Annotated in this window: 19 protein-coding genes and 2 tRNA genes; 9 read left to right on the top strand and 12 right to left on the bottom strand. The window is 61.9% G+C overall.

Going from position 1 to position 21,455, the window contains the following annotated elements; all coding sequences use genetic code 11:
• Positions 1-6 precede the first annotated feature (6 nt).
• The 8 genes from DW645_RS06775 to DW645_RS06740 all read right to left on the bottom strand — a co-directional run bounded on the left by DW645_RS06775 (position 7) and on the right by DW645_RS06740 (position 8,859).
• Positions 7-573, bottom strand: coding sequence for a hypothetical protein (locus DW645_RS06775; protein WP_117635284.1), 567 nt, complete (start codon positions 571-573; stop codon positions 7-9).
• Positions 574-584: 11 nt separating this feature from the next.
• The gene (mreC, locus tag DW645_RS06770; protein WP_117635285.1) at positions 585-1,526 is read right to left on the bottom strand and encodes a rod shape-determining protein MreC; all 942 of its coding nucleotides are present in this window, start codon (positions 1,524-1,526) and stop codon (positions 585-587) included.
• Positions 1,527-1,604: 78 nt separating this feature from the next.
• On the bottom strand, positions 1,605-2,636 hold the full coding sequence (locus DW645_RS06765) for a rod shape-determining protein (RefSeq protein ID WP_006236061.1): 1,032 nt from the start codon (positions 2,634-2,636) through the stop codon (positions 1,605-1,607).
• Positions 2,637-2,763: 127 nt separating this feature from the next.
• A complete protein-coding gene (locus DW645_RS06760) occupies positions 2,764-4,068 on the bottom strand; it encodes a tetratricopeptide repeat protein (RefSeq protein ID WP_233502548.1) in 1,305 nt (434 codons plus the stop codon).
• 11 nt (positions 4,069-4,079) lie between these two features.
• Positions 4,080-4,622 carry a peptidylprolyl isomerase gene (locus DW645_RS06755; protein WP_118226990.1) on the bottom strand — a complete coding sequence of 181 codons (543 nt, stop codon included), beginning with the start codon at positions 4,620-4,622 and terminating at the stop codon, positions 4,080-4,082.
• Between the two features lie 105 nt (positions 4,623-4,727).
• On the bottom strand, positions 4,728-5,882 hold the full coding sequence (locus DW645_RS06750) for a zinc ribbon domain-containing protein (RefSeq protein ID WP_158568698.1): 1,155 nt from the start codon (positions 5,880-5,882) through the stop codon (positions 4,728-4,730).
• A gap of 106 nt (positions 5,883-5,988) precedes the next feature.
• The gene (locus tag DW645_RS06745; RefSeq protein WP_118226986.1) at positions 5,989-8,706 is read right to left on the bottom strand and encodes an HAD-IC family P-type ATPase; all 2,718 of its coding nucleotides are present in this window, start codon (positions 8,704-8,706) and stop codon (positions 5,989-5,991) included.
• Between the two features lie 76 nt (positions 8,707-8,782).
• Positions 8,783-8,859: transfer RNA gene (locus DW645_RS06740), tRNA-Arg, on the bottom strand.
• Between the two features lie 203 nt (positions 8,860-9,062).
• Between DW645_RS06740 and aroF the strand changes: the two genes are divergently transcribed.
• From aroF to aroQ, 8 genes are all read left to right on the top strand, one after another.
• A complete protein-coding gene (gene aroF, locus DW645_RS06735) occupies positions 9,063-10,085 on the top strand; it encodes a 3-deoxy-7-phosphoheptulonate synthase (protein WP_118226984.1) in 1,023 nt (340 codons plus the stop codon).
• Positions 10,086-10,088: 3 nt separating this feature from the next.
• Positions 10,089-11,003, top strand: coding sequence for a prephenate dehydrogenase/arogenate dehydrogenase family protein (locus DW645_RS06730; RefSeq protein ID WP_117583253.1), 915 nt, complete (start codon positions 10,089-10,091; stop codon positions 11,001-11,003).
• Positions 11,004-11,039: 36 nt separating this feature from the next.
• On the top strand, positions 11,040-12,146 hold the full coding sequence (gene aroB, locus DW645_RS06725; protein WP_118226982.1) for a 3-dehydroquinate synthase: 1,107 nt from the start codon (positions 11,040-11,042) through the stop codon (positions 12,144-12,146).
• Positions 12,140-13,459 (top strand): 3-phosphoshikimate 1-carboxyvinyltransferase, encoded by a 1,320-nt coding sequence (gene aroA, locus DW645_RS06720; protein WP_118226980.1) that lies wholly within the window; start codon positions 12,140-12,142, stop codon positions 13,457-13,459. Before aroB ends, aroA begins: the two co-directional genes overlap by 7 nt.
• A 1-nt stretch (position 13,460) precedes the next feature.
• Positions 13,461-14,558, top strand: a complete 1,098-nt coding sequence (gene aroC, locus DW645_RS06715) for a chorismate synthase (protein WP_118226978.1) — start codon at positions 13,461-13,463, stop codon at positions 14,556-14,558.
• Positions 14,559-14,694: 136 nt separating this feature from the next.
• Positions 14,695-15,840, top strand: coding sequence for a prephenate dehydratase (gene pheA / locus DW645_RS06710; protein WP_118226976.1), 1,146 nt, complete (start codon positions 14,695-14,697; stop codon positions 15,838-15,840).
• Positions 15,841-17,091 carry a shikimate kinase gene (locus DW645_RS06705; protein ID WP_118226974.1) on the top strand — a complete coding sequence of 417 codons (1,251 nt, stop codon included), beginning with the start codon at positions 15,841-15,843 and terminating at the stop codon, positions 17,089-17,091.
• A 64-nt stretch (positions 17,092-17,155) separates the two neighbouring features.
• The gene (gene aroQ, locus DW645_RS06700) at positions 17,156-17,593 is read left to right on the top strand and encodes a type II 3-dehydroquinate dehydratase (RefSeq protein ID WP_099431841.1); all 438 of its coding nucleotides are present in this window, start codon (positions 17,156-17,158) and stop codon (positions 17,591-17,593) included.
• A gap of 104 nt (positions 17,594-17,697) precedes the next feature.
• Here the strand turns inward: aroQ and DW645_RS06695 are convergent.
• The 3 genes from DW645_RS06695 to DW645_RS06685 form a co-directional block, all read right to left on the bottom strand.
• Positions 17,698-17,774: transfer RNA gene (locus tag DW645_RS06695), tRNA-Arg, on the bottom strand.
• Between the two features lie 54 nt (positions 17,775-17,828).
• Positions 17,829-18,596, bottom strand: a complete 768-nt coding sequence (locus tag DW645_RS06690; RefSeq protein ID WP_006236046.1) for an ABC transporter ATP-binding protein — start codon at positions 18,594-18,596, stop codon at positions 17,829-17,831.
• An 11-nt stretch (positions 18,597-18,607) separates the two neighbouring features.
• On the bottom strand, positions 18,608-19,453 hold the full coding sequence (locus DW645_RS06685; RefSeq protein WP_022094778.1) for an ABC transporter permease: 846 nt from the start codon (positions 19,451-19,453) through the stop codon (positions 18,608-18,610).
• A gap of 160 nt (positions 19,454-19,613) precedes the next feature.
• Here DW645_RS06685 and DW645_RS06680 point away from each other — a divergent pair, with 160 nt between their 5' ends.
• On the top strand, positions 19,614-20,585 hold the full coding sequence (locus DW645_RS06680) for a glycosyltransferase family 2 protein (protein WP_118226972.1): 972 nt from the start codon (positions 19,614-19,616) through the stop codon (positions 20,583-20,585).
• Between the two features lie 102 nt (positions 20,586-20,687).
• Here DW645_RS06680 and DW645_RS06675 read toward each other — a convergent pair.
• Positions 20,688-21,455, bottom strand: a 768-nt coding sequence (locus tag DW645_RS06675; RefSeq protein WP_118226970.1) for a sugar nucleotide-binding protein, incomplete at its 5' end; no start/stop codon positions are given.

Below are 21,455 nucleotides of genomic sequence, written 5' to 3'. Positions count from 1 at the left end.
CCTCCCCTATTTGAGCTTACGGGTCTTGGGCTTAAAGCGCATGCCCGTCTGGCGTCCGCCACGTGCCGAGAATCCATAACCGGACTGCGGCACGACGCCGGACATCAAAAACGGAATGGCAACCAGACCCGTCAGGATCGAAGACGGCAGCGCATGGCCGAAGATCGCCACGACAAAGCTCGTCTCCAAACCCATAAACAGCAAGATGATGCTGTAGATCACATTAATGACGAGCGCGAAGGCACCCACAGTGATGCCGCGCGCACTCGGGGTACCGCCCGTCTGACCGGCGGCGCTATGCACCAGGGCAAAAGAACCCACGGTCAGCAGGAGCGACATAACGCCCACCGGCACGGCAGCGGAAAGGTCATAGAACAAGCCGCTGCAAAAACCGCACACGACGGCACGGGTCGGGTCGCCCGAGAACACGCTTATGCACACCAGGATAATCATAAAGTTGACGCGACCGCCCGCAATGGAGATCTGCGGTGCCAGGCCTGCCTGCAGCAGCACGCACACGATGGCGGCGATTACAAACGTACGGGAGCTCATCCCCTGCTCGTGTAGATCCATGGACATGCCCCCTACTCGCTCGAGCCGGAATCGGTCGTCTCGGACGTGTCGGAACCGTCATCCGAGCTCTCGTCCTTCGTCTTGGTCGCAGCATCGCGCGACGTTCCCTGCGGCGTGCTATTAGCGGTGCTCACGTCCTCATCCGAGGCCGACTGTTCGTCGGTCAGCGAGGTGATGACCAGCACTTCCTCGTTGTTCTCGGCCGTCGTCTGGGCGCGCACCACAATGGTGTAGTACACGTCGTTTGCGGATTTTTCAACCGACGAGACGGTGCCGAGCGGTAGACCCTTGGGGAACACACCGCCAATGCCCGAGGTCACGATGATGTCGCCAACCTTAACATCGGAGTCGACGCTCACGTACTCAAGACGCAGCGTGCCGTCAGCCTGACCCTGCAGCATACCCTGGGCGCGCGTGTCCTGCACCATGGCGGATACGCCGGAGTTCTCGTCGCCAATCAGGCGCACGGTAGAGGTCTTGGCCGATACCTCGATAATCTGGCCGATAACACCGGCAGAACTCGTCACGGGCATGTTGATGGTAAGCCCGTCGGCAGAGCCCTTGTCGATGGTAACGGTCGAGGTCCAGGCATCGCCGGAGGCACCAACGATACGAGCAGCGGTCGATTTGAGGTTATAGGTCGACTGCAGGCCGACCAGCCCCTCCAGACGCTCGGCGGTCTTTTGAGCCTCGGAGAGCTCAGCAACCTTAGAGGTCAGTTCCTCGTTTTGCTTCTTAAGCTCGTCAAGCGTGTCCTGCGACGCCGTAAGGTTAGAGAACACGTTACCGATCGCATTGAAGGGAGCCGCCACAGCCGAGCCCACAAAGCGCACCGGCGAGGTAATCGTCGTCACGCCCGAGCGCACGGCATGAATCGGTCCTGCCTCGCCCTCGCGGATGTAAAACGTGAGCAGCAACACCGAAATCAGGCTGAAAACAATCAACGGGCGCATACCCGTTGATTGTCGCTTGGTATTCAGATTTGTGGAGAAACCCGAAGATCGTGCCAAATGGAATCCACCTTTTGGAAATTAAGCATTGGTCTGGACGAAGCCGCCATCAAACGCATTGGCCTCGAGCACGCGGGCACAGCCGTTAACGACGTTATCGAGCGCCGTGGGGCTGACGTTGACCGAAACACCGGTCTCATCGCGCAGGCGCACGTCGAGACCGCGCAGCAGCGCGCCGCCACCGGTCAGCAAAATGCCGTAGTACATAAGGTCCGAGGCAAGATCGGGAGGCGTAGCGTCGAGTGCGTCCTTGACGGCCTTGGCCATCTCGTCGAGCGGCTTGTTGAGCGCGCGACGAATCTCCTCGCTCTCGATGCGCACGGTCTTGGGCAGACCGGTGATCACGTCGCGGCCGTTGACCTCAACGTCGAGCTCGTCCTTGAGCGGCACGGCGGAACCGACCTTGATCTTGATGTCCTCTGCCGTACGCTCGCCGATGGCCAGGTTGTAGGCATCACGAACGTGCGTGAGGATGGCCTGATCGAACTCGTCGCCGGCAATACGAATGGACTGCGAGACGACGATGCCGCCCATAGCGATAACGGCGACCTCGGTGGTACCGCCGCCGATGTCGATGACCATGGAGCCGGTGGGTTCCTCGACGGGCAGGTCGGCGCCGATAGCGGCTGCCATAGGCTCTTCGATCAGATAGGCCTGGCGGGCACCGGCCTGGATCGTGGCCTCAAAGACAGCGCGCTTCTCAACCGACGTGACACCGGAGGGAACGCAGACGACAACACGCGGACGCGGAGTCCACGGATAGCGCTTCTCGGACGCCTTATCGATAAAGTAGCGAAGCATGGCCTCGGTAACATCGAAGTCGGCGATGACGCCGTCCTTCAGGGGACGAACAGCCACGATGTTGCCGGGCGTACGGCCGAGCATGCGCTTTGCCTCGATACCGACCGCCAAGATGCGCTCGTCGTTCTTGTCGATGGCGACAACAGAGGGCTCACGAATGACGATGCCCTTGCCGCGCACGGAGACAAGCGTATTTGCGGTGCCGAGGTCGATGGCAAGATCGCCCGCATAGCTACCGAAGAACATATCCATCAAAGAAAACAACGCAACTCCTGATGTGTTGGATGATTGCTGGAAAACTACTAGCCCATCATACTAGCGCAAGCCCGGCACCTCACTTGCGGTGAAGCGCCGGGCAAAGCTAAATCCCATAAGGTCACTACTGGTTGTCAGCAGCCGAGAAATCCATATCGAGCGAAGAAACGGCCCAGCCGATATGGTTGTCGGAGCGCACGAATTTGACGGTGTACTCCTGCTCGCCGCCCTTGGACAGCGATGCCTTCACCTTGGCGGTCGTCTCGGTCATGGACTGATCCATGCCCTCGACGGACACGGTGGCACCCTGCGGAATCGAGGAGATGATCATCGACTTAGCGTCCTCGGACAGGCTCGAGGCCAGGCAAGACTCGGCCTTTGCGGCGTCACCGTCGCCGGCAGCCTGGAACAGATCGGTAACGACAGACTCCTGAGACGGGAAGCCAAAGCCGCGCGTGTAGGCAAAGCCCAGACCGCCCGCGGCGATCAAAATAAGCAGAAGCAGCACGATAAAGACTTTGAGACCCGTATGGCGATGGCGACGACGGACCTTGGCCTGCTTACGATCCTGACGGTCCTGCTGGACCATCTCGGACTCGGACAGCGTAAAGAAGCCGGTGTCCGAGGGATCAGGCATAAACTGACCGGTCGCGCCCGTAGGATCGAGCGGATCGACGGCAGGAGCGTCCATCGCGGGCGCCGGAGCCGTGGCCATAGCCGTCTGGGCAGACAGCGCGGCAAGCGAATCCTGCACGCGGGCAAGCTCATCGGCCTGCTCGGAGGTGAGCTGGTAGATGCCATCGGCAGTAGCGGCATTAAAGGCGTCGAGTGCGTCGGAGGGACGGCCGGCGGCAGAAAGCGCCTGACCCATGCCGGCGTTGAGCGCACGCGTGTCGTCGCGGGGGCCGGCAAAGTCGATAGCCGTGCGGTAAGTCTCCACGGCATCCGCCGGACGGCCGAGCTTAATGAAGCAACGACCGAGCTCGCCGAGTGCGGCGGCAGGAGCCGGATTGGCGCCGTCGATGGCAGCCTGACGGAAGGCGGTTCCCGCGTTGGCATAGTCGCCCGACTGGAACAGCGCATTGCCCAGGCCCAGATAGGCCTTGAACGGCGTGGCATAGGAAGCATCCTGCGTAGCGGCAGAGAAAGCCTGAGCGGCCGTCGTGTAGTCGCCCACGGCGGCGAGCGCCTTGCCGCGGTTGGTGAGCAGCGCGCCGCGCTTGCCGTAGGTACCGTCGTTGAGGGCGGCGGCATAGGCCTCGGCGGCCTCGGCATACATGCCCAGGTGCATCAAGGCGTTGCCACGAAGGTGATCGGCCTCGCCCATAATCTCATCGGGAGTCTTTGCCGCCCCAAGCATCTGGGCTGCAGCAGAAAAATCACCCGCGCGGTAAGCGGCGCGGCCCTGTTGGATCAGCTGGCTATTCAAGGAAGCCCCCTTTACTCGTGAACGATCTCGACATGGACGATCTCGTCGCCGGCACGCAGCTGCGAAATCACATCGAGACCCTCGACCGTGGTACCAAAGACGGTGTAACCGGAATCAAGGTTATGCTGGGCACCCAGGCAGAAGTAGAACTGCGAACCCGCGGAATCGGGGTCCATGGAGCGTGCCATGGCAAGGGCGCCATCGACATGGCTGTTGCGCGGATTGGTGGCAAACTCGCCCTTGATGCAGTAGCCGGGGCCACCGGTACCGGGCATACCGTCGGGGCCCTCAAGACCGGCAGCGACGTCGGCGCCGGACATGTCGCGGGTATTGGGGTCGCCGCCCTGGATAACAAAACCGGGCACATAGCGATGGAACTTAAGGCCATCATAGAAGCCCATCGTGGAAAGCTCGCAGAAGTTCGCGACATGAATGGGAGCGCCCTCGCCGTCAAACTTGACCTTGATGGTACCCTTCGACGTCACGATTACGGCGCACTCGTCGCCGACAAGCTGATACTCGGGCGTATAGAGCTCTTTCTTAAAACCAAACATGTGGTTCCTTCCTCGTGCGTTTAAAGCATATTTGTACGAATTGTAGCAATAAGCACGGGCTTCCATCAATTGCGCACGCAGGTTATGCCGCCGGAGGGCAACAAATTACGAACGCTGTTGCGGCCTCCACGCGCTCACGTTGGCGTCGTACTGGTTAAGCGCGCTGTTGCCGCCTTGTGCGATGGGCGCCAGGATCTCGCTTTGACGGGCGCTGAGCGACTCGCCGTCGGGAATGGACAGCGAGATATCCCAGCTCTGGCAGATCACGTCGACACGCTCGTACATCCACTGGGCAAGCTGCTTTAGATGATCGATGTCCTCCGCATAGACCGTGTCGTCCTGAACCTTGAGGCTGTTGAGCTCATCCTGGGTCTTTTTAATCTGATCGCGCAGGGCATAGGCGCTCTGCGACAGCTCCTGACGGGTGGAAAGCGGTGTACGCAGATAGCCGTTATTAAACGAATCGATGACCTCGCCAATCTGATTCTCGTCGCTGTACGACACGATGGTCTGGTACAGGCCGTCGAGCCTGGTGTAGAGCTGGTCGTCGGTTAAGACGGTCTCCTCCTGAACGACCTCGGACGTATCCTCTTGCTTGGGCTCTTTGTCGGTGGCCTCGCCCTTTTGGCGCGACGGGAAGGTGGTCTTGGCGGCCTGGCCAAACTGGTCGTAGAAGCCGGGCATGACGCCCATGGGATCGGCAGTCACAAACCAATAGGCACCACCGCACACGGCGGCGAGCACCGCGATGACGATGAGCGGTTTGGGGATATGGCGCTTGTGCTTGTGATAGGCATCCTCGTCGGGGTGGACCTTGCGCTTGGACTTTTGCTTTTTGGGCTGGGCATCATCGCGCAGGGACATCGGCGTGGGGATATCGACCTTGGGGATACCAAAGTCCTTATCGAAGGCAGGCAGCACGCAGGTCTCGTTGGGGTCGGCTGCGTCGGAGAGCACCGCGGCAGCAGATGCCGGCGCGTGGGGCACCTCGGTATCGATCTGCTCCTGCGTCAGGCGCGGAAAGCCGGCCGTGCGCCCTGCGGCCAGGTCGGATGCGGCCGCGTCCTCGGAAAGGATGCCTGGCGCGGGGCGTCCACACTTGGGGCAGGTACGGTCATGCGGGGACAGACGGGCACCGCAGCCGTCGCAGAACACGAACTCGGTATGCTCGGGGCCATCGCCCGGACCAACGTATGCGTTGCAATAGGGGCAGAACGAGGCGCCGTCCTCGATGGTCTTTAGGCAATGCGGGCAGATCACGGCATCCTCTTTCCGAAGCAATTCAAACAATCGAGGTTAGAGCATAACATCGACACGGCCCCACAAGCGCAAGGCACCAATTCAACATCGCTAAGGTGAGGTGTGGTTACTTTTTCTTCTTGCTTGGCATCGAGACCTTGATGCCTTGGGCAGACTTGGTCACCCGCGATCGCTTGGCGCCGGCGCTCTTCTTTTTCTTGGGCTGGGTCTGAGCCACGCCCTCTAGTGCACGGGCCTCGGCCTCGCGGACAGTGCGCGCCTCACGGCGCTGCGCCATATCGGCGGCAACGCGCTTGGCAAAACGCTCGGCGGTCGACCCCGTCGAGCTCACCTTACCGCCGCCGCGACCCAGGCGAACACGGACGCCACGGCCAAAGCCGGTGGCCGCATGACGGCGACGGGGTTTGAGCGAGTCCATCATCGTGGCAAGCTTAAAGAACACCGCGCAGGTAAAGACAACGATAACCGCCAAGATGACAATCTGACCCATCGACAGGTTGGCAATCGACAGCAGCTCCGGGAACCCGATAACGCCCGTCAAAATACCAGCGATGACAAACACGAAAAGCACCACGCGCAAGGGCGTGAGCGGCTGCGAGATGCGCCAGATCAGGCTGACACTCGCCGCGCACGACGTGAGCAGGCACATGGTCGAAAGCGTAAGCTGGCTAAAGCCAAATACGCGCGCCACAAAGATATCGAGCGCCGCGGCCAAAATGACCGCAATCGACGCCGGCAGCGCACGCTTAAGCACATTGGTCAAGAACGACCCCTTCACGCGGGCGTTGTTGGGCTCCAGGCCCAACACAAAGCCCGGCGCGCCGATGCAGAAGAAGTTGATGAGCGTCATCTGAATGGGCTCGAAGGGATACGGCGGCAGGGCGATGCACAGCGCCGCCAGGCCCATCGAGAACAGCGTCTTAGTCAGAAAGAGCGCGGCAGAGCGCTGCAGGTTATTGATAGAGCGACGGCCCTCGGCAACCACAGCGGGCATCGAGGCAAAGTCGTTATCGACGAGCACGATCTCGGCCACATTGCGCGCGGCATCGGAGCCGGCGGCCATCGCCACGGAGCAGTCGGCCTCCTTGAGCGCCAGCACGTCGTTGACGCCGTCGCCCGTCATGGCCACGGTGTGCCCGCGACGTTTGAGCGCCTGTACGAGCTCGCGCTTCTGTTGCGGAGTCACGCGGCCAAAGACGTGATAGCGGTCCACCGCCGCGTCAAGCTTGGAAGGCGTATCGAGCGTCGTGGCGTCCACGTAAGCGTCGGCCCCCGGCACGCCCACCACGCGCGCAATCGACGACACCGTACGCGGATCGTCGCCGCTGATCACGTTGAGGGTCACGCCCTGCTCGTTAAAGTAGCCGATAGTCTCGGCCGCCGAGGTGCGAATCTCATCGCGGATGGTCACAAAGCCCACGGGCTCGGCCTCGCCCACCATATCGCCATCGGGCGTAAAGCCGTCCACGCGCGCCACCACGAGCACGCGGCAGGTATCGGCAAGCTCGGCGACACGGTTCTCGACCTGCGAGAACACACGGTCCGAAAGCACAAACTGCGCGGCGCCCATCACATAGGAGCCCTGCACAAACGACGCGCCGCTCCACTTTTTGGACGACGAGAACGGAATGACAGACAGCGGCTCGGACACCTCGACCGGACGATCGGCATAGTAGTTGAGCAGCGCCTGGCAGGTCTCGTTGGCATCTGCCGAGGTCGCACGCGCCACGTTGGCGAGCGCAAAGTCGAGCACCGTGGTCTCGACGGGAACGGCGGCGTCGCCCTCCCCCGCACCCATACCCTCGACCGGCAGCGGATACGTACCCTCGACCTCCATGCGACCCGACGTGATGGTACCCGTCTTGTCCAGGCACAGCACGTCGACGCGAGCGAGCGTCTCGATGCAGTAAAGCTGCTGCGCCAGCACCTTGCGGCGGGCCAGGCGCACCGTGGCGATGGCGAGCACCGACGAGGTCAGAAGCACCAGGCCTTGCGGGATCATGCCCAGCAGGGCGCCCACCGTGGACAGCAGCGCCGACGAAGGCACATGACCAGCCAACAGCTCGGAGAAGCACCACGAAAGCGCGCTATCGCCCGGGGTTCCCGCGGCATCCCACAGCTCGCTCACACTCGAGGCAAACAACGCCAAACCGAGCGGGATCATGATGATGCTCGCAAAGCGCACGATGGCGTTAAGCGCGTTCATGATCTCGGAATTGACCTTTTTGACGTACTTGGCCTCGTTATTAATTTTGGCCACGTAGTTGTCGGCGCCGACATGGATCACGCGGGCGCGCAGCAGGCCCGAGTCGATAAAGCTGCCGCTCATGAGCTCGGAACCGGGCTGTTTCTTAATAAGGTCGCTCTCGCCCGTCAGCAGACTCTCGTTCACGAGCGCCTCGCCCGAAACCACCACGGCGTCAGCGGGAATCTGGTCGCCGCGCCCCAGGCGGATGATGTCGTCGAGCACGATCTGGTCCAGGTCGAGCTCCACCTCGGAGCCGTCACGCACCGCGATGGCCTTCTTGGAGGTCAGCAGCGTGAGCTTATCGACCATCTTCTTGGAACGCATGGACTGAATGACGCCAATAGCGGTATTGAGGAACACCACGAACAGGAACGTCAAATTCTTAAACGAACCGGTCAAAATGACCAGGAACGCCAAGATCACGTTGATCAAATTGAACAGCGTGCAGAGGTTCTCGATGATGAGCTCTTTGACCGACTTGGTCTTGAGCTCCATGTTGCGGTTGATCTTACCGGCGGCGATGCGCTCCTCGACCTCGGCGGTCGAGAGTCCGCGCTCGATATCCGTTGCTGCCATACCACGTCCCATCACGTCGCGTCGGTATAAGAAAAACCGCCCGGACCATGCGAGGTTCGGACGGTCTCACGTTCGATGGTGCCCCATGTTGGATTCGAACCAACGGCCTTCTGCTCCGGAGGCAGACGCTCTAATCCCCTGAGCTAATAGGGCCAACGTTTGGCATTATACCCAAGTGCACCACGGGCTATCAAAATAAAAGAAAAGCTTTGCAATTCCGAGGAAGACGCGGCTCAACGGCCCACTTTAGAAGGCAAAAGCGAGTCAGATAGTATAAACTCTCATGCACCATATGTACACGGCTCGCGATGCGGGCCGTTTTTGCAAGGGTTATCCATCGAGGTGAGAGGCACACCATGATTGCAATTTTAAAAGAGAGCGCCAGCGACGAGGCCGTCAGCCATATCGTCAGCTGGATTGAGAAAAAGGGCCTGAAGACCGATGTCTCGCGCGGCGAGAATGAGACGATCATCGGCCTGGTGGGCGATACGACCAAGATCGACCCGTTCCTGCTCGAGTCCATGGATGTCGTCGAGCGCGTGCAGCGCGTCTCCGAGCCGTTCAAGCGCGCCAACCGCAAGTTCCACCCCGAGGACTCCGTCATCGACTGCGGCCACGGCGTACATGTAGGCGGCGATCAGTTCCAGGTCATCGCCGGCCCGTGCTCCGTCGAGGGCGAGAACCTCATCCGCATCGCCCGCCGCGTGAAGGCCGCCGGTGCCACGATGCTGCGCGGCGGTGCCTACAAGCCCCGCACTTCCCCGTACGCCTACCAGGGCATGGGCCCCGCCGGTCTGGACCTGCTGTGCGAGGCGTCTGCTGAGCTCGACATGCCGATCGTCACCGAGATCATGGACCCGCGCGACGTGCAGGTCTTCCTGGACAAGAAAATCGACGTCATGCAGATCGGCGCCCGCAACGCCCAGAACTTCCCTCTGCTCAAAGAGGTCGGCAAGACCAAGACTCCGATCTTGCTTAAGCGCGGCATGTCCGGCACGATCGATGAGCTGCTCATGGCCGCCGAGTACATCATGAGCGAGGGCAACGACAACGTCATCCTGTGCGAGCGCGGCATCCGCACCTTCGAGACCCGTACTCGCAACACCTTCGACCTCAACGCCGTGCCGGTGCTGCACCACCTGTCGCACCTGCCCGTCGTCGCCGACCCCAGCCACGCCACCGGCTACACCCGCTACGTTGAGCCCATGGCGCTTGCCGCGACCGCCTGCGGCGCCAACGGCCTGGAGATCGAGGTCCACGACGAGCCGAGCCGCGCCTGGTCCGACGGCGCCCAGGCCCTCACCCCCGATCAGTTCGACGACACCATGCGCCGCATCCGAGCCATCCGCGAGGTCGTCTGCCAAGAGACCATGGAGTAGCCCATGGGTACAGTGAGAAACGCGCGCGTTAACCAGGGCGGCCCCAAGTGCGCCGGCATCGTCGGCCTTGGCCTCATCGGCGGCAGCTTTGCCCGCGGCTATGCGCAGGCGGGCGTCCGCGTGCTGGCCTGGGATCCCGATGACGATGTCATGACGGCTGCCAGCATGGGCACCGTTGCCGGCGAGCTCAACGACGAGACGCTCGGCGAATGCGACATCATCGTCCTGGCTTGCTACCCCGAAGCCTGCATCGAGTGGCTCGAGGCACACGCCCAGGCACTCGCCGACGCCACCGATACCGAGGCCATCATGGGCCCCGTGGTAATTGACACGGTGGGCGTCAAGGGTATCGTGTGCGAGCGCGCCTTTGAGCTTGCCCGCGAGCACGGCTTTTACTTTGTGGGCGCGCACCCCATGGCGGGCACGCAGTACTCGGGCTATGCACACTCCCGCGCCGACCTGTTCCAGGGCGCCCCGCTGGTGCTCGTACCGCCCGCGGTGGACGATGCGCTCAAGCTGGAGCTTTTGGGCCAGGTGCGCGAGATGGTGCGCCCCTTGGGCTTTGGCAAGTTCAGCGTGACCAGCGCCGCCGAGCACGACCGTGTCATCGCCTTCACGAGCCAGCTTGCGCACGTGGTATCCAACGCCTACGTCAAAAGCCCCACTGCCCAGGTCCACCACGGCTTTTCGGCCGGTAGCTACCGCGATCTCACCCGCGTGGCGCACCTCAACCCGCAAATGTGGTCCGAGCTCATGATCGACGACGCCGACGCGCTCGCCTTCGAGATCGACCATCTGATCGAATCGCTTGGCGCCTACAGCCGCGCGCTCAAGGACCGCGACCAGCGCTATCTGGAGAATCTCCTTGCCGAGGGCGACCGCATTAAGCGCGCACTCGACGACGAGGCCTCCCACTAGACAACCCATCACGCCAGGTCGAAAGGACCGAAGCTTATGGCGATTACCATCGATATCGACACTGCACGCCCCTACCAGGTGCATGTTGGCACGTTTTTGCTGGAGCAGGCGGGGCCGCTCGTGCGCGCCACCGCCGGCGGCACCAAGGCCGTCATCGTGACGGACACCAACGTGGGCCCGCTCTACCAGATGCCCGTTAAGCAGAGCCTGGAGGCGTCAGGCTATGAGGTGAGCATCTGCACCTTCGAGGCCGGCGAGGCCCATAAGCGCGCCGAGACTTACGTTGCCATTTTGGAGTTTGTGGCCGAGCACGAGCTTTCGCGCTCCGACGTGATCGTGGCACTCGGCGGCGGCGTCGTGGGCGACGTGGCGGGCTTTGTGGCCGCCACCTACATGCGCGGCTGCAAGTTTGTGCAGATCCCCACGAGCCTGCTCGCCATGGTGGATTCGTCGGTGGGAGGCAAGACCGCCATAGACCTGGCTGCCGGCAAGAACTTGGCCGGCGCCTTTTGGCAGCCGAGCGTGGTTATCGCCGACGTGGGGTGCCTGGCCACCCTCACGCCCGAGCAGTTCGCCGACGGCTGCGGCGAGGTCGTCAAGCACGCCGTAATCGCCGACCCGGAGCTTTTCGCCGAGCTGGAGAAGACCCCGCTCACGCTGGAGCTGCTCAACCAGGACGTGGCTCGCGTGGCGCTTATCATTGCCCGCAATATCGACATCAAACGCGCCGTGGTCGTCGCCGACGAGCGCGAAACCAACCAGCGCAAGCTCCTCAACTTTGGACACAGTGCCGGACATGCCGTCGAGGCCTGCGAGCACTTTGAGCTGGGACACGGCAACTGCGTGTCGATCGGCATGGGCATCATCACGCGCGCCGCGGCCCTGCACGGCGCTTGCGATGCTGCACTGCCCGGTCGTATTGAGGAGCTCTGCGCCCGCCATGGCCTCAAGACCCGCTGCGACCTAGATGCCGATGCCGTCTTTGCCGAGGCGCTCCACGACAAGAAGCGCGCGGGCGACACCATCGATCTGGTGATTCCGCACGGCATTGGCCGCTGCAGCATCGACCGCACGCCGCTTTCCACTTTCCACGAACTCATTGCCGAGGGCCTCGGCCAGAAGGGAGACGCATCCGCATGCTAGCCCGCATCACCCCGTCCCCGCTCAAGGGCACCGTTCCCGCCATCGCGTCCAAGTCGATGGCGCATCGCCTGATCATCTGCGCTGCGCTTGCCAACGGCGAGACACACGTCACCTGCAACACCACCTGCGCCGACATCGAGGCCACGGTGCGCTGCCTTACGGCACTGGGTGCTCGCATCGAGACCGTCGAGGACGGCTTCCAGGTCCACCCCACCATGAAGAGTGTTGAGTTTGGTCTGCTCAAGGCCCTTGCCGGCGGCACGCTTGACTGCGGTGAAAGTGGCTCCACGCTGCGCTTTATGCTGCCTGTCGCCTGCGCGCTGGGTGCGGATGCCACCTTCGTAGGCCAGGGCCGCCTGGGCGCCCGCCCGCTCTCCCCGCTCTCGAACGAGATCATCGCCGCCGGCTGCGACCTACAGGGTCTGGGCGGTTTTCCGCTCAAGACGAGCGGCCGCATGCGCCCGGGCACCTTTGTGCTTCCGGGCAACGTGAGCTCGCAGTACATCTCGGGCCTGCTGCTGGCAGCCCCGCTGCTGGCCCAGCCCTCCTGCGTGCAGGTAACCGGCCTCATCGAGAGCCGCCCCTACATCAACCTGACGATCCAGGCCATGAAGGCCTTTGGCGTCGAGGTCAACGTCGAGCGCATTCCGGCCAAGGACGGCCAGCCCGAGGTCACGAACTTCCGCGTGAGCAGTGGCTCGTACCGCACGCCCGGCAGCGTAGCCGTCGAGGGCGACTGGTCCAACGCCGCCTTTTGGCTGTGCGCCGGCGCCATCGGCACCGACCCAATCACCGTCGAGGGCGTGTCGCTGAGCTCCGCACAGGGCGACCGTAACGTGCTTGCCGCGCTTTCGCGCTTTGGCGCCCGCATCGTGCGCTCCACCAACGCCGCCACCGTGCAGTCCGACAAGCTCGCCGGCTTTGAGATGAGTGCCCACGACATTCCGGACCTGGTGCCCGTCATCTCGGCCGTGGCCTCGTTGGCACAGGGCCGCACCTTTATTCGCGATTGCGCCCGTCTGCGCATCAAGGAATCCGACCGTCTGGCCACCACCACCCGCGAGCTCTGCGCGCTGGGTGCGCAGGTGCGTATTGCCGGCGACGATCTCATCATCAAGGGCGTCGACGCCTTCACCGGCGGCGAGGTCGATTCGCACAACGACCATCGCATCGCCATGATGGCCGCTATCGCTGCGAGCCGCGCCACCGGCGAGGTCGTGATCCACGGCGCCGAGGCCGTCAACAAGTCCTATCCCGATTTCTTCGACCACTACCGCCTGCTGGGCGGCAAGGTCACGCTCGAGGAGGAATAGCATGTCCTCGACCTTTGGCAACGTCTTGCACTTAAGCATCTTCGGCCAGTCGCACTCCCCCGCCATCGGCTGCTCCCTCGATGGCATTCCGGCAGGTATCGCCGTGGACCAGGAGCAGCTGCAGGCCTTCCTCGACCGTCGCGCCCCCGGTCGCGACGAGACCGCGACCAAGCGCCGCGAGGCCGACGCCGCCCAAATCATCGCCGGCGTGGTCGATGGGCACACCACCGGCGCGCCCATTGCCGCGATTATCGAGAACACCAACACGCGCTCCAAGGATTACTCCGAGCTGCGCCGCAAGCCCCGCCCCGGACATGCGGACTTCCCTGCGCGCGTGAAGTATCACAACATGCACGATGTCGCCGGTGGCGGGCATTTCTCCGGCCGCCTAACGGCACCCCTGTGCATCGCCGGCGGCATTGCGCTGCAGGCACTCGAGGCCCGCGGCATTAAAGTGATGGCGCATGTGGCGCAGATCGGCGGCATCTCCGATCTGCCGATGGACGACATAGTCTATCGCGAGGCCGACCGCAAGGCGATCCTTACGAACGATCTGCCGTGCATTGACGCCGCCGCAGCCGGCCGCATGCGCGAGGAAATCCTAGCCACGCGTGACGAACTCGACAGCATCGGCGGCATCGTGGAGTGCGGCATCTACGGGCTTCCCGCGGGCATCGGCGACCCCATGTTCGACGGCATCGAGAACCGCATCGCGCAAATCGCGTTTGGCATTCCCGCCGTAAAGGGCGTGGAGTTCGGCATGGGCTTTGCCGTGGCCGCCATGCGCGGCAGCGAGAACAACGATCCGTATCGAATCGATGCCGAAACCGGCGAGATCGAGGTCGAATCCAATAACGCCGGCGGCATCCTGGGCGGTATTTCGACCGGCGCTCCCGTCATGTGGCGCATGGCCGTAAAGCCGACGCCCTCAATTGGCCGCGAGCAGCAGACGGTGGACATGGACGCTATGGAAAATGCCGAGCTCTCGGTCCACGGCCGCCACGATCCCTGCATCGTCCCCCGAGCTGTCCCCGTAGCCGAAGCAGCCGCCGCCCTCGCCATCTGGGACGCCCTCCTCGAAGACGCCGCCCAGCGCTAAAAATCTCCGGGGGCCAACTCCGGCCCCCACGCCTACCCAGTGATTTTTCTGGGACGGGGATTAAAAAATCATTGTGTTCCTAATGATTTTTTAATCCCCGTCCCAGAAAAATCACCGACACGTGAAAGGGGTCTCCATGGACCTTGCCGATATTCGCCAGGCCATCGACGGCATCGATACAACGCTCCTCAATAGCTTTGTCGAGCGCATGGATATTGCCACCGATGTCGCCAAGTCAAAAATCGAGATGGGCAAGGCCGTCTTCGACCCCGCCCGTGAGCGCTCCAAGCTCAACAATCTCGCCAGCCGCGTGCCCGAGCGCTACGAGGCCCAAGCCATCACCCTGTTCCGCCTCCTCATGAGCATGAGCAAGGCCGAGCAACAGCGCTACATCAACGAGCTCAAGGGCATCACCGTCTCACAAAAGGCCCACGCCACGGCTGCAGCCTTTGACACACCCTTCCCCCAGACGGCCACCGTCGCCTGCCAGGGCGTCGAAGGCGCCTACAGTCAGATCGCCGCGTGTAAGCTTTTCGACGTGCCCGACATCGCGTTTTTCGAGACCTTCGAAGGCGTTATGCGCGCTGTGCGCGACGGCTTCTGCGAGTTTGGCGTGCTACCCATCGAGAACTCCACCGCCGGCTCGGTCAACGCTGTCTACGACCTGCTCGCCCAGTTCGACTTTCACATCGTGCGCTCGCTGCGCCTCAAGATCGACCACAACCTGCTCGTCAAGCCCGGCACCAAGCTCGCAGACGTGCGTGAGGTCTATAGCCACGGCCAAGCCATTGCCCAGTGCGCCGGCTTTATCGAGGCTCACGACCTGCACGCCACCAAGTACCCCAACACTGCCATGTCGGCCGAGATGGTCGCCAACTCCGAGCGAGGCGACGTTGCCGCCATCGCCTCACGCAGCTGCGCCGCTCTGTATGGCCTGGAGGTGCTGGAGCCCAACATCCAGGACTCGGACAACAACTACACGCGCTTTGTCGTCATCAGCCGAGAGCCACGCGTCTACCCCGGTGCCAACCGCACCTCGCTTATGATTACCACGGCCAACGAGCCGGGCGCGCTCTATCGCGTACTCGAGCGTTTCTACGCGCTCAATATCAACCTCATCAAGCTCGAGAGCCGTCCCATCCCCGGGCATGACTTTGAGTTTATGTTCTACTTTGACCTGGACTGCCCCTTTGGTAGCAAGGCCCTCGACGACTTGCTCGACTCCATCGATGACGTGTGCGAGAGCTTCACCTACTTTGGCAGCTACACGGAGGTGCTCTAGATGACCGATACCGCCGCAACCCGCCCCTACGGCGTGCTGGGCCGCGTGCTGGGCCACAGCTACACCCCGACCATCTACAAGGAGCTCGCGGGGCTCGAGTACGTACGATTTGAGCGCGAGCCCGAGGATCTTGAGGCCTTTATGACAGGCGACGAATGGGAGGGCACCAACGTGACCATCCCCTACAAGCGCGCCGTCATGGACTACCTGGACGAGCTGAGCCCACTCGCCGAGCGCATGGGAAACGTCAACACCATCACGCGCCTGCCCGACGGCCGCCTGCGCGGCGACAACACCGACTACTTCGGTTTCCAGTGCTTGGTTGAAGAGCTGGGCGCCCAGGTTGCCGGCAAGAAGGCCCTCGTGCTCGGTGCCACCGGTGGCGCCGGCACCACTGCCAGCATGGTGCTCGGCGACCTGGGCGCCATCGTCGTGCCGGTCGGCCGTACGAGCGAAGTCAACTACGACAACATCGCGCAGCAGTCCGATGCCGCCCTGCTCGTCAACTGCACGCCCGCCGGCATGTTCCCCCATTGCCCCGACGCGCCTTGTACGCTCGAGGGGCTCGATGCGCTCGAGGGCGTCATCGACATTGTCTACAACCCCGCTCGCACGGGACTCATGCTCGAGGCCGAGCGCCGCGGCATCCCCTACATCGGCGGTCTGCTCATGCTCGTGGCCCAGGCGGCGCAAGCCGTTGAGCGCTACACCGGCCAGGTCACTCCGCGCGAGCGCATCCTGGACGTAACGGAGCGCCTGTCCCGCCGCGAGCAGAACATCGCCCTGATCGGCATGCCGGGTTCGGGCAAGACCCGCGTGGGCGAGCAGATCGCCCTACTCACGGGTCGCGAGCACATCGACTTGGACCGCGCGCTTGAGGAGCGTCTGGGCATGCCCTGTGCCGACTTTATCGTCGAGCGCGGCGAGGCGGCCTTCCGCGAGCAGGAGACGGCGGTGCTGGCCGGCATCTCCAAGTGCAGCGGCCTGGTGCTTTCCACGGGCGGCGGCGTGGTCACGCGCGACGAGAACTACCCGCTACTGCACCAGAACAGCCAAATCGTGATGCTCAACCGCAAGCTCGACGAGCTCGCCCACAAGGGCCGCCCCATCACCGCGCGCGACGGCATCGACAAGCTGGCCGAGCAGCGTATGCCGCGCTACCGCGCCTGGGCCGACTACATCATCGACTCACGCGACTGCGCCGCCAACACCGCCCATGCCCTCCTCGACACCCTCCCACCCGCTCTCTAACCAAAACCACCACAAAGGGGGCAGGCACCTTTGTGGTGGTTTTTCAACTGCAAAGGAAGCAACCATGAAAGCACTCGTCATTAACGGCCCCAACCTCAACATGCTCGGCATTCGCGAGCCGGGCATCTATGGCAGCGACAACTACGACCGTTTAGTGCAGATCTGCCAGGAAGCGGGCGCCGCACAGGGCTTCGACGAGGTCGAGGTCTTCCAGTCCAACCACGAGGGCAGCATCGTCGACAAGATTCAGGAGGCTTACGGGAAGGTCGACGGCATCGTCATCAACCCGGCCGCCTACACGCACACAAGCGTGGCCATCCTGGACGCGCTCAAAGCCGTCGCCATCCCGGCTGTGGAGGTCCACATTAGCGCAGTCGAGACCCGCGAAGACTTCCGCCAGGTGAGCTACGCCCGTCTGGCCTGCTTCGCCACCATCACCGGAGAGGGCCTGAAGGGCTACGCCCACGCGTTGGAGCTGCTGAAAGAGCATCTCGAAAAGTAAAATGCCAACCCCAACAAACAGCAGCGGCTTGCTCGCGCTCGGCTCCAGCAACACACAAGATGAAAAAAGCCCAGACCACCAAGCGGTCTGGGCTTAATAAACGATGGTGCTCCATGGCGGATTCGAACCGTCGACCTTGGGATTAGAAGTCCCCTGCTCTATCCAGCTGAGCTAATGGAGCAAATAACCGCACGCCCAAGCAAGCGCAAGCCTGTCAGGCGCAAGTAATTATAACCTAGTTGAACTGCTCGCGATACGCCTTGCAGACCTCATCGACAGGGCCGTCCATGCGAAGGTCACCCTTCTCGATCCAAACGGCACGCTGGCAGATGCGCTCAACCTGCTCCATGGAGTGCGAAACGAACAGAACCGTCACGTCACCGCTCTGGATAAAGTGCTGGATGCGGGCCTCGCACTTCTGCTGGAAGAACACATCACCGACGGACAGCGTCTCGTCAACGATCAGAATATCGGGCTCGGTAATCGTCGCGATTGCAAAGGCGATACGCGCCACCATGCCCGAAGAGAAGTTCTTAAGCGGCATATCGACAAAGTTCTGCAGCTCAGCGAACTCGATAATGCCGTCAAAGTTGGCGTCGATGAACTCCTTGGTATAGCCGAGCAGGGCACCGTTCAGATAGATGTTCTCGCGGGCGGTCAGCTCGGGGTCAAAGCCGGCACCAAGCTCAATCAGAGGCGCAATATTACCGTGCACCTTAACGCTGCCCTCGCTAGGCTCAAGCACGCCAGCGATAATCTTGAGCATCGTAGACTTGCCGGAGCCATTGGTGCCGACCAGACCCACGACCTCGCCACGATGAATATCAAACGAGATATGCTTGAGCGCCCTAAACTCCTCAAAGAACAGCTCGTGCTTGGCAAGCTTGATGAAGTACTCCTTGAGGTTGGTCAGCGACTCGGACGCCATATTAAAGATCATGGTGACGTCGTCGACCTCGACAGCCAGAGGCTGCTCGCTGTAATCAACAACAGATTCAGTCATCACAGCACTCCTTAGATGTAGAGGATAAATTTGCGCTCGGACTTATGGAACACGGTATAGCCAATAATAAGCGCAAGAACCGCCCAAGCGACGCACATACCAAACGTCATAAGCGAGGGCGTAGTCTGGAACAGGAAGATATCGCGCATAAACTGCAGGTAGTTGAACATGGGGTTCGCATACATCAAGATACGCACGAGATGCGGCATTTGCGCAATATAGTCAGTCGTCCAGAAGATGGGCGTAATGTAAGTCCACGCCGTAATGACGACGCTCCACAGATGCATAACGTCGCGGAAGAAGACCGTAAGGGCAGAGAGCATCATGCCCAGGCCCATGCAGAAGCACATAAGCAGCAGCAGGCAAACCGGCAACAGAATCAGGTGCCAAGAAGGCATAACGCGGAACCACAGCATGACGATGGCGACGGCGACCAGCGAGAAGGCAAAGTTGACCAGCGAGAAGAGCACCTTCTGCACCGGGAAAACCCAGCGGTGCACCTTAACCTTCTTGAGCAGAGGGGCAGCGCCCACGATCGACGTCAGGGCCTGGTTAGTAGACTCAGACATGACGGCAAAGGTGATGTTACCCACGATCAAGTACAGCGGGTACATCTCGGGCGTCATTGAGCCATTGCGGCCCTGGCCAAAAATCGTCGAGAACACGATGGCCATGACGATCATCATCAGCAGCGGGTTGAGCACCGACCATGCGACGCCCAGAACGCTACGGCGATACTTGATCTTAAAATCCTTGGTAACCAGCTGACGAAGGATAAACGCGTCCTTCTCAAATTCGTTCTTAGCAAACGTCGCAGGCAGACTGCGAGTTTCTTGTTGCTTTGTCTGATCCGACACGGATGCAACTCCTTTACTCGTAATCGTTGACAAACGAACAGTATAGACCCGACGGCCATGCAAACGATTCGCGCAACAAAACTGGAGAACTAACCCACATCTTAGGATGCCAGGCCCAAACGGCTATACTTTCTAGGATTGAATGTATAAGGAGCATTAAGTGAATTCTGAATCCATCGCCGTCATCATCCCTTGCTACAACGAAGCGCTCACGATCGGCAAAGTCATCGACGACTTTCACCGCGAGCTTCCGCAGGCGACGGTCTATGTCTATGACAACAACTCGTCGGACGATACCTCACGCATTGCCACCGAGCACGGCGCCACAGTCCGCTTTGAGCCCCGTCAGGGAAAGGGCAACGTGTGCCGCCAGATGTTTCGCGATATCGACGCCGATTGCTACCTGATGGTCGACGGAGACGACACCTACCCCGCCGAGGCGGCCAAGGCCCTCTGCGAGCCCATCCTTAACGGCACGGCCGACATGACCGTAGGCGATCGCCTTTCCAACGGCACCTACGCCGAGGAGAACAAGCGTGCCTTCCACGGCTTTGGCAATAATCTGGTCCGCGCCATGATCAGGTGGATCTATGGCTACAGCTTCGATGACGTCATGACAGGCTACCGCGCCATGAGCCGCCCGTTCGTTAAAACCTCCCCAGTGCTTTCCGAGGGCTTTCAGATCGAAACCGAGCTCTCGATCCACGCCGTCGACCACCGCTGGCGCATCAAAGATGTGCCCATCGAGTACCGCGACCGTCCCGAGGGTTCCGAGTCCAAACTCAACACCGTGAGCGACGGCATTAAAGTCGTTGCGATGATCGGCACGCTGTTCAAGGACTACCGCCCGCTGAAGTTCTTCAGCCTCGTTGCGCTTCTGTTCGCGGTATTCGGCCTCGCCCTGGGCATGCCCATCGTTGTCGAATATTTCCAGACCGGCCTCGTCCCGCGCTTCCCCACCGCTGTGCTCGCCGCCTCGTTTATGTTCCTGTGCGGCCTGAGCCTTGCGACCGGCTTCATCCTTGATTCTGTAGCAAAGGTCGAAAAAAAGCAGTGGGAGGTCAACGTGTACAGCAAATACGCCTACGACGACCAGCCCGGCCACCCTACTTCCATGCCAAGCGAGAGGTAGATCTTCCGCAAAATACTATTGGCACCACTGCGCAGATAGCCACCAACAAGAAAAGCCGCCGTTAAAGAACGGCGGCTTTTACTCTCGAAAAGTTAATAGCGGCTAGAGCGTCTTGATGTACTCCCCCAGCTCTTCCTCCCAGTCGGGCATGTGGAAGCCGGCAGCCTCGAGCTTGGACAGGTCGAGCGCGGAGTGGACCGGGCGCGGGGCGACGGGGCCCTCGGCGCTCGCGTAGTAGTCGGCGGTCGATACCGGCACGACCCTGTCCCCGTTGCCGTTGGCGGCCTCGAAGACGGCGCGGGCGATATCGGCCCAGGACTTGACGGCGCCCGAGCCGGTGCAGTCGTAGGTGCCGTAGGGGGCGTGCGTCCCCAGCACGTGGAAGATGGCCTCGGCCATGTCGCGCGTGAAGGTCAGGCGGCCCAGCTGGTCGTCCACGACCGTGACCTGCGTGAGCCCGTCCTCGGGGTCGGCGACGCGGTCGGAGAGCGCCTTCATCGTCTTGACGAAGTTGCGGCCCTCGCCGATGACCCAGCTGGAGCGCATGATGTAGTGGCGCGGGCACCCCGCCACGGCGATGTCGCCGGCGGCCTTGGTCTGGCCGTAGACGGACAGCGGGCTGAGGGGCTCGTCCTCCGTGTGGACCTCGGCGGTGCCGTCGAAGACGTAGTCGGAGGACACGTGGACGAGCGTGATGCCGTGCCCGGCGCAGGTGCGGGCGAGAAGGGCGGGGCCGGTCGCGTTGGCCTTCCAGGCGACAACGCGGCCCTCGGGGGTCTCCGCCCTATCCACGGCCGTGTAGGCGCCGCAGTTGATGACGGTGCCGTAGAGCGACCAGTCGTACTGTACGTAGGCGTCCGGGTCGGACAT

The organism is Collinsella sp. AM23-17 (genome assembly GCF_003470945.1).
Lineage (GTDB): Bacteria > Actinomycetota > Coriobacteriia > Coriobacteriales > Coriobacteriaceae > Collinsella > Collinsella aerofaciens_O.
Note: the sequence above shows the minus strand (reverse complement) of the source record. Positions and strands in the feature narration are given on the sequence as shown.

What these genes read in the sequence shown, in the direction of transcription:
- aroF (WP_118226984.1), top strand. Translation starts at nt 9,063, where the DNA reads ATGATTGCAATTTTAAAAGAGAGCGCCAGCGACGAGGCCGTCAGCCAT.
- DW645_RS06745 (WP_118226986.1), bottom strand. Translation starts at nt 8,706, where the DNA reads ATGGCAGCAACGGATATCGAGCGCGGACTCTCGACCGCCGAGGTCGAG.
- DW645_RS06775 (WP_117635284.1), bottom strand. Translation starts at nt 573, where the DNA reads ATGGATCTACACGAGCAGGGGATGAGCTCCCGTACGTTTGTAATCGCC.
- DW645_RS06765 (WP_006236061.1), bottom strand. Translation starts at nt 2,636, where the DNA reads ATGGATATGTTCTTCGGTAGCTATGCGGGCGATCTTGCCATCGACCTC.
- mreC (WP_117635285.1), bottom strand. Translation starts at nt 1,526, where the DNA reads ATGCGCCCGTTGATTGTTTTCAGCCTGATTTCGGTGTTGCTGCTCACG.
- aroQ (WP_099431841.1), top strand. Translation starts at nt 17,156, where the DNA reads ATGAAAGCACTCGTCATTAACGGCCCCAACCTCAACATGCTCGGCATT.
- DW645_RS06705 (WP_118226974.1), top strand. Translation starts at nt 15,841, where the DNA reads ATGACCGATACCGCCGCAACCCGCCCCTACGGCGTGCTGGGCCGCGTG.
- aroC (WP_118226978.1), top strand. Translation starts at nt 13,461, where the DNA reads ATGTCCTCGACCTTTGGCAACGTCTTGCACTTAAGCATCTTCGGCCAG.
- aroB (WP_118226982.1), top strand. Translation starts at nt 11,040, where the DNA reads ATGGCGATTACCATCGATATCGACACTGCACGCCCCTACCAGGTGCAT.
- DW645_RS06690 (WP_006236046.1), bottom strand. Translation starts at nt 18,596, where the DNA reads ATGACTGAATCTGTTGTTGATTACAGCGAGCAGCCTCTGGCTGTCGAG.
- pheA (WP_118226976.1), top strand. Translation starts at nt 14,695, where the DNA reads ATGGACCTTGCCGATATTCGCCAGGCCATCGACGGCATCGATACAACG.
- DW645_RS06730 (WP_117583253.1), top strand. Translation starts at nt 10,089, where the DNA reads ATGGGTACAGTGAGAAACGCGCGCGTTAACCAGGGCGGCCCCAAGTGC.
- aroA (WP_118226980.1), top strand. Translation starts at nt 12,140, where the DNA reads ATGCTAGCCCGCATCACCCCGTCCCCGCTCAAGGGCACCGTTCCCGCC.
- DW645_RS06755 (WP_118226990.1), bottom strand. Translation starts at nt 4,622, where the DNA reads ATGTTTGGTTTTAAGAAAGAGCTCTATACGCCCGAGTATCAGCTTGTC.